General features: G+C 37.4%; 10 protein-coding genes and 2 pseudogenes. 3 read left to right on the top strand and 9 right to left on the bottom strand.

Features of this window, described 5'->3' with window-relative positions; translation table 11 throughout:
- Nucleotides 1-17: 17 nt before the first annotated feature.
- Together yqiS and ABES52_RS08040 are read right to left on the bottom strand one after the other, a co-directional pair.
- Complete coding sequence (gene yqiS / locus ABES52_RS08045) at nucleotides 18-923, bottom strand: phosphate butyryltransferase (protein WP_429650628.1); 906 nt, start codon at nucleotides 921-923, stop codon at nucleotides 18-20.
- Between the two features lie 137 nt (nucleotides 924-1060).
- The gene (locus tag ABES52_RS08040; protein WP_429650627.1) at nucleotides 1061-3130 is read right to left on the bottom strand and encodes a sigma-54 interaction domain-containing protein; all 2070 of its coding nucleotides are present in this window, start codon (nucleotides 3128-3130) and stop codon (nucleotides 1061-1063) included.
- 131 nt (nucleotides 3131-3261) lie between these two features.
- Between ABES52_RS08040 and ABES52_RS08035 the strand changes: the two genes are divergently transcribed.
- The gene (locus tag ABES52_RS08035) at nucleotides 3262-3498 is read left to right on the top strand and encodes a DUF2627 domain-containing protein (RefSeq protein ID WP_429650626.1); all 237 of its coding nucleotides are present in this window, start codon (nucleotides 3262-3264) and stop codon (nucleotides 3496-3498) included.
- Between the two features lie 10 nt (nucleotides 3499-3508).
- Here the strand turns inward: ABES52_RS08035 and ABES52_RS08030 are convergent, their stop codons facing one another.
- Nucleotides 3509-4243: a glycerophosphodiester phosphodiesterase gene (locus ABES52_RS08030; RefSeq protein ID WP_429650625.1), complete on the bottom strand. Its 735-nt coding sequence runs from the start codon at nucleotides 4241-4243 to the stop codon at nucleotides 3509-3511.
- 13 nt (nucleotides 4244-4256) lie between these two features.
- Complete coding sequence (locus ABES52_RS08025) at nucleotides 4257-5837, bottom strand: flagellar assembly protein A (protein WP_429650624.1); 1581 nt, start codon at nucleotides 5835-5837, stop codon at nucleotides 4257-4259.
- A gap of 392 nt (nucleotides 5838-6229) precedes the next feature.
- Here ABES52_RS08025 and ABES52_RS08020 point away from each other — a divergent pair, with 392 nt between their 5' ends.
- Nucleotides 6230-7585, top strand: a complete 1356-nt coding sequence (locus tag ABES52_RS08020) for an arsenic transporter (protein ID WP_429650623.1) — start codon at nucleotides 6230-6232, stop codon at nucleotides 7583-7585.
- A gap of 306 nt (nucleotides 7586-7891) precedes the next feature.
- On the opposite strand, the pseudogene ABES52_RS08015 reads toward ABES52_RS08020, so the two are convergent.
- A pseudogene (locus tag ABES52_RS08015) lies at nucleotides 7892-8017 on the bottom strand (sporulation initiation factor Spo0A C-terminal domain-containing protein); the annotation flags it as partial.
- A 257-nt stretch (nucleotides 8018-8274) separates the two neighbouring features.
- On the opposite strand from ABES52_RS08015, the gene ABES52_RS08010 reads away from it, so the two are divergent.
- Complete coding sequence (locus ABES52_RS08010; RefSeq protein WP_429650622.1) at nucleotides 8275-9438, top strand: IS256 family transposase; 1164 nt, start codon at nucleotides 8275-8277, stop codon at nucleotides 9436-9438.
- Nucleotides 9439-10521: 1083 nt separating this feature from the next.
- Here ABES52_RS08010 and ABES52_RS16895 read toward each other — a convergent pair.
- The 4 genes and pseudogenes from ABES52_RS16895 to spoIVB form a co-directional block, all read right to left on the bottom strand.
- Nucleotides 10522-10827, bottom strand: a complete 306-nt coding sequence (locus ABES52_RS16895; protein WP_488168056.1) for an SRA domain-containing endonuclease — start codon at nucleotides 10825-10827, stop codon at nucleotides 10522-10524.
- A 603-nt stretch (nucleotides 10828-11430) separates the two neighbouring features.
- Nucleotides 11431-12399: pseudogene (locus ABES52_RS08005) on the bottom strand (tyrosine-type recombinase/integrase).
- A gap of 160 nt (nucleotides 12400-12559) precedes the next feature.
- Nucleotides 12560-13348 (bottom strand): sporulation transcription factor Spo0A, encoded by a 789-nt coding sequence (gene spo0A, locus ABES52_RS08000; RefSeq protein ID WP_429650621.1) that lies wholly within the window; start codon nucleotides 13346-13348, stop codon nucleotides 12560-12562.
- A gap of 241 nt (nucleotides 13349-13589) precedes the next feature.
- Nucleotides 13590-14876: a SpoIVB peptidase gene (gene spoIVB, locus ABES52_RS07995; protein WP_429650620.1), complete on the bottom strand. Its 1287-nt coding sequence runs from the start codon at nucleotides 14874-14876 to the stop codon at nucleotides 13590-13592.
- Nucleotides 14877-15037: the final 161 nt, after the last annotated feature.

The following is a 15037-nucleotide window of genomic DNA, read 5'->3' as shown; positions in this document are numbered from 1 at the left end:
CTTATTTCTTTTCGATATTATTTTGAAGCTGAACAAATTGCCAGCGCTAATGAATACAATTTACTTTCAGCACTGTCTGCACGTGAAGTTAACACGATTGGCGCTTTTGCTCCAGCGATGACAGCACCAACTTTTGCTTTGGCAAAGTAAATTAATGATTTGTATAACGCATTTCCTGTTTCAATGTTCGGAACAAGTAAAATATCAGCATGTCCTGCTACATCGCTTTTAATCCCTTTATGTTCAGCTGCTTCCACCGATACAGCATTATCAAGGGCTAATGGTCCATCGATGATGCAGTTTGGAATTTGTCCGCGTTTGTTCATTTGAGTCAAAGCTGCTGCATCCAACGTAGCCTGCATGGCAGGGTTGACAACTTCAACAGCCGCAATCGGAGCAACTTTTGGTGTATCAATTCCAATCGCCCGTGCGATGTTTACAGCATTGTTTGCGATTTGAGCCTTTTGCTCTAAGTCTGGGGCAATATTCATCGCCGCATCAGTTACAATGGTGAAACGATCGTAACCTGGTACTTCAAAAACAGCGACATGTGATAAAACATTCCCTGTTCTTAAGCCCCATTCTTTATTTAGTACCGCTTTTAAAATAACAGCGGTTGGTACGTGACCTTTCATTAACGCATTTGCTTCATTATTACGAACAGCTTTTACGGCTAATTCAGCTGCTTCTGCACTCGAATTCGCATGAACAATCTTGATTGCTTCATTGTCCATTAAAATCGGTGCATGTTCTTGAAGTAGTTGTTTCGTCTTTACTTCATTTCCAAAGAGAAGAAAACGACCAAGATTTTTTTCAACAGCGAGCGATACTGCTTCAATGACTTCTGCATCTTCTGCAGCTGCCACCGCTACTGTTGTGCGTTCAAGTTGGGTTGCTTTTTCGAGTAATGCTTCCAGTTTCATGTATGCTGCCTCAACCCTTTCTTCATTTGAATTCCAACACCATTTATTTAATATGCAAAAAGCGTGCCAACTTTCATTTTATGAAAACGCTTCATTTTTTAACTTTTTTATCGTGCAATTTTTTGCATGTATGAAATTTATTGCATGTCATTCATTGCAATGCCAAACTTTTCAAGCTTGTAATACAGATTTCGGACTGAAATTCCCAATTGTTTGGCAGTAGCTGTTTTATTACCTTTATTTTGTTCCAAAACTTGTTGAATAATCTTTTTTTCGTATTCTTGCAATAAATCGTTTAAATTTTTACTTTCGTCACTTGTCATTGGTGTCGATTCGAAGCGCTCTTGGTCACGTTTCGGTACAAGCACCGGTAAATGCTTTGGTTCAATCCTTGTTTCATGGTAATTCATAAATATAATGGCCCTTCCTAAAATATTTTCTAATTCACGAACGTTTCCTGGCCAATCGTACGCCATTAAAATTTCCATTGCTGCCTGACTAACTCCTTCGACATTGCGGCCATAGTCTTGGTTGATTTTTTGAATCAGCCTCTCACACAATAACGGAATATCTTCTTTCCGTTTACGTAATGGCGGAATTTGAATTGGCATCCGATTTAAGCGGTAATATAAATCTTCTCGAAACGTACCGTTAGCAATCCCTTTTTCAAGATTTACGTTAGTAGCAGCGATAATACGTACGTTGATCGGAATTGGCTTTGTTCCACCGACTCGCACAATTTCGTTTTCTTGGAGCACACGCAACAGTTTTGCTTGTGTATTGGAGCTTAATTCTCCAATTTCGTCTAAAAAAATGCTGCCATTGTTAGCCTCTTCAAAAAGCCCACGTTTCCCTCCACGTTTTGCACCAGAAAAGGCACCTTCTTCATAACCAAACAATTCGCTTTCAAGAAGAGTTTCGGAGAGAGCTGCACAGTTGACGCGAACGAATTTATTATATTTCCGATCACTGGCATTATGAATAGCATGAGCAAACAGTTCTTTTCCCGTTCCAGATTCTCCTCTTAATAAAACCGTCGCCGGCGTTTTTGCCCCAAGTTTCGCTTGTTCGATTGCTAGCTTCATTTCTTCTGCTTCGCCGATAATATCATCGAATGAGTATTTCGCTTCTAAGTTACGAATAATGCGTTTCGCTCGGTCTAACTCCTTTGTTAACGCTTGAATTTCAGACATGTCATGAATGACACCGACGCTTCCTTTTAGTTTTCCATTCACAATAATCGGAGCGACGTTGACGACTACTTCTTTTTTCTTTGGTCCAACCCGCATTTTCACCCCACGTACAGGACGTCTCGTTTGGAGAACTTTCATATGCATACTTTCCCCTTCGGAAATATCTGCAGTAGCTGGTTTACCGATGACTTGTTCTTGAGTTAATCCTGTAATTCTTGTGTAGGCTGGGTTAATTAATATTCCTCGCCCATGTTCATCGACAACGGAAATGGCATCGTCACTAGAATGAATAATCGCCTCAAGCATTGTTTGAATTTCTTTTAAGTTTGTTAGCTCTTCAGCTAAATTTACCACCTCGGTAATATCTTTAAAAACGGAAAACGCACCTATTAATTCATCATTTTCTCCGACAATCGGGATGCGCGTCGTAATAATTTTCACTCCATTATCAAGTACGAGCTCTTGGTTCATTTCTTTCCGTCTTGTTTCTAACACTCGCGGAAGACCGCTAGTTGGAATAATATCTAAAATATATCTCCCAATCGCTTCTTCTTGCCGCACACCTATTATCCGTTCAGCGCTTTTATTAAATAAAAGGATTTTTCCGTCGCGATTAATTCCGACCATGCCGTCGCTGGTCGAATTAAAAATTAAATCTTGACGATACGACTGGGCTTTTAATTCGGAAATCAATTCTTTTTTCTCTTCCATCAATTGCGCTATTAAATAAGCCACACTTCCAGGAATTAATACCGTATCTTTATGCCGAGCGTCACGGATTTCTTTAAATACTTGTTCGTCCCCCGTTACTTCAACTACAATGTCAATATCTTTTGTTAAAAATGGACGCCAATCTGTACCCGTTGGCACCCCTTCTTTTTTTGCCAGTTGAATCCCTTCTGCTTCAGGATTAATATCAACGATGGCTGCAATTTCCATGACAGCGGTTTCTTTTAAAATTTTATAAATCGCACGACCACCTTTTCCTCCACCAACAACGAGTACTTTTTGCAAAATCTTTCTCCTCCTACCCAAGAGCATTGCAACTTTTTTCATATTAACATTTAAGCAAAAATCGAGTTGCTTGACAATTTGAAAAGTTACGATATGATGGCTATGTAGACAATGTGAAGGAGAATCAACATATGGTGCGGTTACTAGCGTTACTTATATTATTGATTCCAGGAATTATGGCTGCCTATGGAATCAAATGGATGCGTGATACCGTTTTTGGCATCATGTCTTCGCCATTTCCGTTTTTATGGTTACAATTTCTAGCTGGTCTCGTATTTTTTATCGTCGGGCTCGGCTTTATCGGCGGATTTATTTTGCATCGTGACCGCAAACGCGGAAAAGTACAACAACGCTTTCAAAAAAAATAAAGCATCCATCCTACTGCGGATGGACGTTCTTTGTTTGCCAATCGTTATATACTTTTTTTGCTTTGACAGGATCGTCTGTAAAAATAGCAGAACAACCAACGCGATAGAGACGAATCATTTCCTTTTCATCGTTCACCGTATAAGGTCTCACTTCAATCCCGTTTTTTAAAGCGGTGATAACGATTTCGTCAGGACATACTTTTACATTCGGATGCATACTTGTTGCATGAATGGACGATGCGTACACCCAAGGCATGTATAACCCTTCTGAATAAAGCGGTGCAATCTGGATTTGCGGACATAGGCGATATACATAAACAATGGCGTAATGATTAAAAGAGGAGATAATAACTCGATCGAACAAATCGTATTGTTGTACGAGCTCTACAACCTTTTCTTCTAATTCTCCTCCCGTATTCGAATGATTTTTCAGTTCAATAATACATACTAGCGAATTGGTTTTTATCCAGGTAAAAACTTCTTTTAATGTAGGGATGGTAGCGTTTCGATTCGTTTTGGCATGAAAAGATTGAAGTTGTTCGACGGTCAACTCATTGACGCGTCCTTTCCCATTCATCGTTCGATCGATGGTAAAATCATGGATGACAACGACTTCACCGTCTTTCGATAGCTGTACATCGAGCTCAATTCCGTCTGCGCCCACCTTCTCAGCCGCTTGAAAAGCTACCATTGTATTTTCCGGATATTTTGCACTATATCCACGATGAGCAAAAATTTTGGTCACAAATGTCACATCCTTATTCCAACAATAGTTTTCCTTCCGCTACATAATATGTACCTTTGACAACGGAATTGAGTTGCTTATAGGTCGATTTTAATTTTAAAACCGTTTGCGGAAATGCTTGTCGACCGATTACGACTTGTCCTTCTCCTTTTATTTTCAAAAGCTCTTCAAACTTTTTACGTTGATTATTTAATTCATATAGTTTAGCAAACATTTTTTCTAATTCATCTTTTTGTACTTCAAATAATTTGCGCTGCTGGTCCGTCATTTGTGGTAACGAAGAACTTCTCGTTTCAATCATTTTTCTTTTTTGTTCTACTTTTTCCATGACTTCTTTGTACATCATTAAGATGTGTTTATAATCTTTCTTCAGTTTTGATTTGTCAAAACCATGAACGATAATTTCGGTCTTTATTTCAGATTTGTTTCCAATTGTTCCTGATGTAACCATATATTTCGCTTCAGCTTTTCCTCCGATGATTTGCCCTCGGCGTTCATCTACATGAATACGTTCAGCTTGTAACTGACACCCAATTGCTGACGAGCCGATATATATACTGTTTGCGGCCACAAGCTTACATTCATGAGCGTGTTTGACAAAAATGTTGGTTCCCGCTTCTACGGTTGTTGCCTCGTTACCGAAAATGCCTCCTTTTATAAACACGTCTCCGCGTAGGGAAGAAATTTTTCCACAATTACTAACTCCTATTGGACTTAATATGGAGATGTCCTTTTCCGCCACCACACAATAGCCTGGTTGAATGGTTCCTTGAATCGTAATACTTCCATTAAATTCAATGTTCCCAGTTTCTACACCAACGTCGCCTTTAATATATAGATGGGAGCCGACCGTAATTTTTCCATCACGATATTCGACGATGCCATCGATTTTGGCTTTTATGACGGAAATTTCATTTTCTTTGTATTCAAAAATAGAGTTCACATCATAGCGAAGCGGGACATCACGTCCTGCTGGCGCTGGAACAACTTGCCCGCGGATGGTCATTCCTGGTTCCCCTTCTGTCGGAGGTGTTTTTTCCCCTAACCAATCCCCTTTTTTTACTTCCTTGAAAAAGTTCAGGTCAAAAAAATCTGCCCGCCCGTCTTCTTTAATACTTGGCTTTCGATCAGGAACTTCAATCAGCCGGATTTTAGCATCCTCTCCCTTTTGAGGAGGTGTACCTTTAGCGATAATTATCCATTCATTCGGTTTTAGCTGGTCTTTAATTACATCATGAAGAATTCCGTGATTTATCTGTTCTTCTTCCAACGTTTGATAAACTTTATCAACAAATCGAGAACGTTCTTCTTCAAAATCATCGTCCGAACAATAAATGATCACTGAAGCTTCCATTTCATCTTTTGAGACGAAGAGTTCGACTTCATTTTTTAATTGACCGATATGTATATCATTTGTTAAACCTTCTTCGAGCGCTTTTTTTAAAGGTAGAAAATGAGTAATGTGAATCCGGGGATGCTGTTTTATAATTTCATTCATCTCTTTGATTGGAAACCCTTTCTTTTCAACCCGGATAAATAGCTCATTCTGTTGATTGGCCCATATGTAAAAGTAATCATTTTGAACGAGATTCATACCCCTCTCTCCCTTCTGCGGCCCCTTTAAGGACACAAATCGCACCCTCCCTAAAAATTATATAGGTTTTTTCATAGTGAAAACAAGACAAATAAGTTATTGTATCAAAACATCTAAATTATATGCAATTCAGCTTCTCGTGCCACACAATGCAAGTTGTCAACATAATATTTCCTCTTCCTTGATGTATTTCACCTTCATCATCCAAATATTCCATCCTTATTCATTGATTAGAGCAGTATTTTATATAGGCTTTTTTCCATATAGGACAGGCATACATTTTATCATTAATGGACTAGCATCCATTACGTTTGTCCACAGGACGAATAAACTGATAGTGAATCGGACATGCATGGTCAATCAACTAAGTAAGAAGAAAGGAAGGAATATAAATGGATGTCCAAATACTTTTGGTATTCTTCGTCTTCCTTATGACGATGGGCGTTATTTTTTGGAGACCTGCGGGGATGAATGAGGCATGGCCAGCTTCCATTGGTGCAGGGGTCATTTTAATAATGGGTATTGTCTCAAAGGAAGACATCATCGATATTATCAATAAAATTGGTGGTGCTTCGTTAACAATCATGGCCACCATTGTAATGGCTGTTATCTTAGAAAGTTTCGGCTTTTTCCACTGGGCGGCCACTCGACTCATTCGTTTAGCGAACGGGTCTGGCTATCGATTATATTGGTACATTCAACTGCTCTGTTTTTTAATGACCCTTTTATTTAATAATGATGGAAGTATTCTAATTACGACTCCGTTACTTATTTTACTACTGAGAAATCTCGGGTTAAAACCTTATGTACAAATTCCTTATTTATTAAGCGGAGCATTGATTGCTACAGCTTCTAGTGCTCCAATTGGCGTCAGCAATATCGTCAATTTAATCGGTTTGGAAATCGTTCAAATGTCTCTTTATATGCAAACAGCAATGATGTTTGTACCGGCTACCCTAGGATTGTTATTTATGTCATGGTTCATGTTTCTTGTCATAAAGAAAAAACTACCAAAAACTTTACCAACCAGTATTTATGATATCGAGGAGACATTTTTTACGAAACATTTCCACCCGTTGAAAGGAACAATTTCTGTTACAACGAAGCAAAAACGAACAAGATTGATGATGAAAATATTAATGTTTGTCTTTTTCCTTCGTTGTCTCCTTTTTGTAGCATCCTTTTTTGGAATTCCAATAGAAATTATCGCTATTCTAGGATCAGTTGTTTTACTAGGGTGGAGATGGTATTATTTACGGACCACACCAGTAGATATATTGAAAAAAACCCCATGGCATATTTTAATCTTTGCTTTTTCGATGTATGTGATAATTTATGGTTTGCATAACATCGGCTTAACCGCCTGGCTTGTAACAATTTTTCAACCGGTGGTACATGAAGGATTATTTTTTGCAAGCGTTATGATGGGAGGGCTCATTTCTATCCTATCTAATGTTTTTAACAATCATCCGGCGTTAATGATAGGAACATTTACGTTAACCGAATTAGGGCTTGACCCAGTTACAATTCAAACCATCTATTTAGCTACTATAATTGGGAGCGATATGGGTTCTTTATTATTACCGATTGGTACACTTGCCTCGCTTATATGGATGCATATATTAAGGCAGCATAAAATTAAAGTCACTTGGGGCGATTATTTAAGCGTGTCACTCATAGTGATTCCCATCTCAACAATGGTAACATTGTGTCTTCTCTATTATTGGGTTCATCTCGTCTTTGTTTAACGTAGAAGTCGGTTTATTGAAGTATAGTATCAGACGTCTTTTTTAAGACGTCTTTGTTTACATAAAAACCCTTTACCATTCTCTTGGTATAAATTGAACAGGAATGCAGCGGTTTTTCATTGTCCATGATGGGTTTTATAAGGATACAATCCTGAAATAATCATTTTCCATAATCATACAAAACGCCCCCTTACTCACCGTTTGTATGAACGGTAAATAAAGAGGCGTTAATTTTCGGTAACTGATTGTGATATCTTTCGGATATTTATCGGGAAGTACCGTATCCCCCCACCGTCACTTACCCTCTCAACTCGCCCGATGCTCCAAGCGTAATTTATCAGCGACCATCGCGATGAATTCGCTGTTTGTTGGTTTTGCCTTGGACATGCTGACGGTGTAGCCAAATAAGGAAGAAATCGATTCGATGTTGCCGCCCTTATTTTGCATATAAACCGAACTTTAAAACATCAAATTAGAAAAATATTCGGATTTTTAACCAATTTAACTTTGCCATCTCACCATAATTTATCGGTTATAAATGAAGTATTTGTTGGTTTACTTTTATTATATGTTTACATAAGTAATGATGATGTATAAAATTTTGTGTAAGCAAATTTCTAGATAAATAAAAATAGGTAGGGTATTCTCAGATTTGCGACCAAACAAATTGAGAAAGGATGACCCTACCTATGTCTAGTAGTATACCTAACTCTGACTTCGCAAATCAACTGGAAAATATGATTCGTGAGTTTGTCAAAGAAAAATTAGAGCTCATCATGAAAGAAGAAATCAAAAACTTTTTAGAAGTAGAACAGAAAGAGATTCATAACTCCAGAAATGGGTATTACACCCGTTCTTTGGATACTAAGTATGGAAAAATTGATCAGCTTCATGTTCCACGAGATCGAAATGGGGATTTTCAAACCCAACTATTTAAACCTTATCAACGTCGCGATGGTTGGCTCGAAGAAGCGATTATTAAAATGTACCAAAGTGGGATGAGCACTCGAGAAATCGGTAAATTTATCGAACGAATTCTTGGTTCCAGTTACTCCCCAACCACGATAAGCAATATTACAGATGCGACGATAGAAGACATTCGAAAATGGCAACAACGTCCACTCAATAAGCGTTATTCTGTCCTTTACCTAGATGGCTTATATATAAAAGTCCGTCGTGATACGTATGAGAAGGAAGTCATTTATATCGTCCTTGGAGTCAATGAAGATGGCTACCGAGAAATATTAGGCTTCTATGTTGGAGGTCAAGAAAGCGCTCTTGGATGGCAAGAAATTCTTCAAGATTTATATCAGCGCGGAGTAAAAGAAGTATTACTTGGCGTGTTTGATGGTCTTAATGGCTTAGAAGAAGCTTTTAAATCTGACTATCCAAAAGCCGATGTACAACGATGTGTCGTGCACAAAGTCAGAAATACATTAAATAAAGTCAGAAAGAAAGACCAAATAGAAGTGGCAGAAGATTTAAAGCTCATTTATCGTGCCACGACAAAAGAAGCAGCGATACAAGCATTTCATGAATTCGAGAAAAAGTGGTCCAAAAAATACGCAAGAGAAGTACAATCATGGGAAAAAGATTTAGATGTTCTACTCACGTTTATGAAATATCCACTAAGCATACGAAGTGTCATATACACGACAAACGCGATCGAAAGAACCATTAAAGACATACGTAAACGATTAAAGACGATGAATAGTCTTACAAGTATAGAAGCTGCGGAGAAAATCACGTATTTGACCATACAAGACTTTAATGAAAAATGGTCGAATAGAAAATTACGCGGTTTTTCAAACGCCTATCAAGCCCTACAAGAAATGTTCGAAGAAAGATACTAAAATTTGTAAGTATGTAAGAATATATGAAAGGACATGCATTTCCTACTAGGAGACTGAATATTCAGTCTCCTAGTAGGAAACAGATAAATGAATTTATTATCGAATAAAGCATAATCTGAGGATACTCTATAGAACCTTACACAAAATTCTTGACGGTACCTAAGTAATTGAGACAAGCTTTATTCCAATAAATATGAAAAATTCTTGTCAATATTTTTTTAAAATATTTATTTATACACCATCCTCATTAGCTAGATTACAACATGCAATTATCTTACTTAGAGCTTGAATATATTCTTCCTATCCCACTTTATATACTACTGTTGAATATATTCATGTGAATTTTTAGTTACTCTTTATTCAACTATCGTTTCTCATTAGCCAAACATGCTTGCTTACGCAACACAAAAGATGATGGAAGATTTATTCCATAGGAGTTGAAGGTCTGCGTGGTAAGTTTAGTGCATGCTGTCTCAAATACGACTCAATAGCTTGCATACCTGCGCATGTCCATTTATGGACTCTTCTATTTAAACGTTTACTTTGTTTTTCCATATAAAAATGTCCTGTTTCAAGGAACTTTCCATAGATGTCGGCTTTGCCGAATATCTTAATCTCGTTTTCCTTTATGTATTCAGACTGTAAGTTAAGTTTCTCCAATAAATCCATGACTTCCTTCTTTCGTTTATCGATGGAGCATATGTGCTTCATGTATTAATCCCTCCAAACAAACATTCCATTTTAGATAATTATAAAGCCAATTTTTAAGTATCGCACCCATTAACCAACCATGCCGCACTTCACAGAACCACAGAAAGGGGCAAGCTGTTCACAAAGTTGGCAAATGCCGTTCGCCCATCTTTTTGCATACTCAGAAACATAAGCATCTCTTTCATATGTTTTTGTTGTAACTTTTCTACTTTTTGATTTCCTACTCGCATGTTTCGCTCGTTTTGCTAGTTCTTCATCACTCAGTTTTTTAGCTATTTTTTCCCTAGCAGTTTCTTTGGCCTGTATTAGCTCCTTTGGTAAAGAATAGGACTTAAATCCATTATCAAATTTTAACGGAAAAACCCATACAGTTCATATATTTCCTTCATCATCAAGTTGCTGTTCTTGATAAGGTTCTGAAGCAAGTATCATTTTCCCTATGAAAACGTACTCTTTTGGTTTAAATACTTCGAAGAGGAAAACATCTACTCCGTTAGTGTTTGATTCAGCTAATGTTTTGTTTTGAGCAAACGACAGGCTTTGGTCACCAACTCTTCCCATTCCTGTATAATGAAAAATATCTCCTTCCCATCGGTCTTCGTAAAGCGATTTAGTATGGTCGGAAATTATGACTAAAGTGTTTGTCTTAAGCGCCTCATCCCACCTTGAGTAGAGCATTTAAAAATAAAGCTGATTTCAGTATTCGTTAAAACTTGCCCTTGCTTCAAATTTGGATTAAATCCCATGCGCTTCCTTCGAAACTTATTATTTAAGCTTGTCTAAGTCTCTTTTTTCTTGTTAAGTCCATATGCCTTTACATAGCTATGCTCTAGTATCCTGCTCAACGTAAAAAATCCCCATCGTTAAGCAAATACTGCCTTGCAAAATTGCTTCAATGTTTTATTTCAATTTGTGTAATATTAAAAAGGGTAAGCTATCTAGAGCAGACGATTATTCGAAACACTATAATTAGTGTTTACTGCAATGACGTTTGTAGTAACGCTAATTGCTACAATCGTCACAATAGTTGTCGCCATCATTAAAAAGAAAGATTAATGGTGGTTCGCCCTGCCGAAACTTTGAACGGTGAAGCAGGGAATTTTCACTTTTGCTTACTCTCGCTTTGCCTATTGGCTGTCAGTCGGGGTAGGTGGCAACTACTCCGACTTTATTTTATCTGCTCTATATAACTGCCCAACTTAATAATATCACAAAGGACAAAAACAGGAAATAGTTACTGTTATTGTATGTTATTGTAAACAAGTTTACCTATTTAATTCTCTATTTAGCCAAAGGGCTATGCTGCTGATATTTCTTCGCAATTTCCTCTCTTGTTAAATCCATATAAGCCTGTTCCGTTACTTTAACAGAACTGTGGCCTAATATTCTACTCAACGTATAAAAGTCTCCACCATTTAGCAAATACTGCCTTGCAAAATTGTTTCGTATTTGATGTGGATGAATAGACAATCCTATTCGCTCTCCCGCTTGTCTTAGTTGCTTTTCAAACGAATGTACAGTAAGCGGAGTGTTTCGGGTGGTTGGAAACAGCAGTTCTGTATCTGTATATCTATCCTTAAATCGTATGTAATGCTTTAATTCCCTCGCCATTACCTGTGAAAAATACACATATCGCTCTTTTCGCCCTTTTGTTTTTTTCACTAATATCATTCGATGCTTAAAATCAATATCATCAACCGTTAAAGCGAGACATTCACCAATTCTCATTCCCGTATCCTGTAACAGCATGGTAATGACTTTGTTTCTATACCCATGAAACGTTGTGTAATCAAATTGACTAAGCAACAAATTAAATTCCTCTTGGCTAATTCCCGCTTTTTGCTTTCTTTCCGTTTTAATCTGTTTGATTTTGTCCACAGGGTTCTTATGAATTTCTCCTTCTTCATGCAATCAGTTAAAGAACACTTTAATGTTTCGAATGTAATTATTAATAGTGACATTGGATATTCTCTTTTTGTAGTCTCTTCGGTTCTCAGGTCGATTAATTAACTTCGATGCTTCCCTATTGACTACCGTATATTTTCCTCTTTCTTGAAGGTAAGCAATGTACTGTCTTATATGTCTTGTACGAACAGCATCCACTTCTTCAATCCCGTGTTCGTTTTTTAAATAAGCGATAAACAGCTTTAATGATTGTTCATATGATGACAGCGTTTTTAGTGATAAGTTTTTGCTTTGGCAATACAACAAAAAATCCTGTAAATAAAAGTCTAATTCGCTTAGTTTCATGATTTAACCTCCCCATCTCAAAAAAAGAAATACCCAATAAATCATTCGATTTATTGGGTGAGATGGAAAAAGTTTATTGGTTTAAAATCCGAGTTTTTAGTTCAGTTTATCAGAATTAGTTGGTTTTGCCTTTACAGCTAAATCCTTATTCATCAACCTCTTATGAGGCCCGATGCTCCAAGCGTAATTTATCAGCGACCATCGCGATGAATTCGCTGTTTGTTGGTTTTGCTTTGGACATGCTGACGGTGTAGCCAAATAAGGAAGAAATCGATTCGATGTTACCTCGGCTCCAGGCAACTTCAATGGCATGACGAATAGCCCGTTCGACACGGCTGGCAGTTGTATTGTATTTTTTCGCGATATCTGGATACAACACTTTCGTAATAGAACCTAATAGCTCAATGTCGTTATACACCATGGAAATCGCTTCACGTAAGTATAAATAGCCTTTAATATGTGCCGGTACACCAATTTCGTGAATAATACTTGTAATACTTGCATCCAAATTTTTTGGTTTTTCTTCCGAAGAGGATCTGATAGTTGATGGGGTTGATTTTTTTAATACGTTACTCGATTTGTTGCTCACTTGACGAATATGGTTCGCTAAGCTTTCCATATCAAATGGTTTTAAAATAAAGTAAGATGCCCCTAATTCAACCGCTTTCTTTGTCACATCTTCTTGGCCGAACGCGGTAAGCATAATGACATAAGGCATTGGCGTATCCAGTTCACGTATTTTTTCTAAGACGGCTAGACCATCTAAATGTGGCATAATAATATCCAAAACTAAGACGTCTGGATTCGTTTGTTCTAACAAATTCAAGCAATCTTGACCATTGTAGGCGGTCCCTACCACTTCCATATCTTTTTGGGAAGACAAATATTCTTCCAATAGTGCAACAAGTTCCCGATTATCATCAACCACGCACACTTTTAATTTCTTCACTGGATTTCCTCCTCAAATTCAATCGTTCTTTATTATCTATGGATATGAGTTCTTTTCTAAGAAAAAATTCGACAAATGTTCATAAATCCCTTTTATGAATCCTAATTTCATTCATCATTATTTTTCTTGTTTTTTCATCACAATTCGACGTCAAGCCTTTATATTTTGTTAATGTCGAAAAATCTTTACATCTATTGTAACAAAGAACGATGAAAAGAGAAACAGGCGAACCTCTCGCCTGTTATCCTGCTTGATCTACTTTTTCGTAAATATCGATTCCTGCTTCATTTAACATCCATTCAATATGAACTCCATAACCAGATGTTGGGTCATTGACAAATACATGGGTAACTGCCCCAATTAACTTTCCATCTTGAATGATCGGACTACCACTCATTCCTTGAACAATACCACCCGTTTTTTCTAATAATTTCGGATCGGTTATTTTAATGACCATTCCTTTAACGGCAGGGAATTTTTGTGGAATTGTGCTGACAATTTCGATTTCGTACTCTTCTACTTCATCCCCATCGACAACCGTTAAAATTTTCGCTTTTCCTTTTTTTACTTCATGCGATAATGCGATCGGAATTGGTTTGTCTAATATCCCGTTTTTTAACGTGGTTTCTAAGGTCCCAAAAATTCCGAACGGACTATTGCGTTGGATATTCCCAATAATTTCTCTGTCCGTAGAAAATTTCGCTAACTTTTCACCAGGGTTTCCGTTGATTCCTTTTTCAATGGACGTGACCGTTGATCGTACAATTTGACCATCTTTTACGATAATCGGTTTTTTTGTATCCATATCTGATATGACATGTCCTAAAGCACCATATTTTTTCGTTTTCGGTTCATAAAACGTCATCGTCCCGATACCTGCCGCTGAATCTCGTATATACAACCCTAATTTATACGTTTCGTCTTTTTGATCTTTCACCGGGGAGACTTCGGTTGAAATTTTCTTTTGATTCCGTTGAATGCCTATTTGTAATACTTTCCCGCTGGTGCCAGCGTCTTGAACGAATGAAGCGACTTCCGACATGTTTTCGATTTTCTTTCCATTAATTTCGGTAATGATATCACCGACTTTAATTCCTGCTGTTTCGCCTGGAGATATTTTCCCATGTTCTCCTTCAACTAAGTGATGACCGACAACAAGAACACCGAGGCTATTTAATTTCACCCCAATGGACTGTCCCCCTGGAATGACTTTAAAATCTTTTAGAACTTCAACATTTACTTTTTTAATTGGAAATCCTGCAAGTTCAAAAATGATCTCTTCTTGTCCATGTTTCGTCCCTTTAATCGTGGTTACGTGATCATTATTGTGAACGGTCATGCTGTTCGTTTTATTTGCCATTTCTGTGGAAACAGGCTTCGATAATGGAAGGGTATATTCTTGACCTTCAAACATGGTGATATTATGAGGAATGCTTAAATATTGTTGTACAGGCTTCAAAAAACCAATCACACTAAAAGAAACAAGGAGAATTCCACCAATCACTTTTCGTATGACATCCCAATTCAACTTTTTCACTCTCCTCGCTTCTAGTCCACATCACACTACAACTGATGGCTACAATATTAATTTAGCCCGGAAAAGTTATTATTATAACTAGATGGACTTGAAAAAAGCTCCCCTAATTGGTTAAGAATAACAGGACAGTAGTAAAAAAATGGAATATAAAA

The organism is Aeribacillus pallidus (genome assembly GCF_050478865.1).
In the GTDB taxonomy this organism is placed as follows: domain Bacteria; phylum Bacillota; class Bacilli; order Bacillales; family JACDOC01; genus JACDOC01.
The sequence above is the reverse complement of the archived record's forward strand: the minus strand, read 5'-3'. Positions and strand labels throughout refer to the sequence as shown.

What these genes read in the sequence shown, in the direction of transcription:
- ABES52_RS08025 (WP_429650624.1), bottom strand. Translation starts at nt 5,837, where the DNA reads ATGAATCTCGTTCAAAATGATTACTTTTACATATGGGCCAATCAACAG.
- ABES52_RS08020 (WP_429650623.1), top strand. Translation starts at nt 6,230, where the DNA reads ATGGATGTCCAAATACTTTTGGTATTCTTCGTCTTCCTTATGACGATG.
- ABES52_RS08010 (WP_429650622.1), top strand. Translation starts at nt 8,275, where the DNA reads ATGTCTAGTAGTATACCTAACTCTGACTTCGCAAATCAACTGGAAAAT.
- ABES52_RS08035 (WP_429650626.1), top strand. Translation starts at nt 3,262, where the DNA reads ATGGTGCGGTTACTAGCGTTACTTATATTATTGATTCCAGGAATTATG.
- ABES52_RS16895 (WP_488168056.1), bottom strand. Translation starts at nt 10,827, where the DNA reads ATGCTCTACTCAAGGTGGGATGAGGCGCTTAAGACAAACACTTTAGTC.
- yqiS (WP_429650628.1), bottom strand. Translation starts at nt 923, where the DNA reads ATGAAACTGGAAGCATTACTCGAAAAAGCAACCCAACTTGAACGCACA.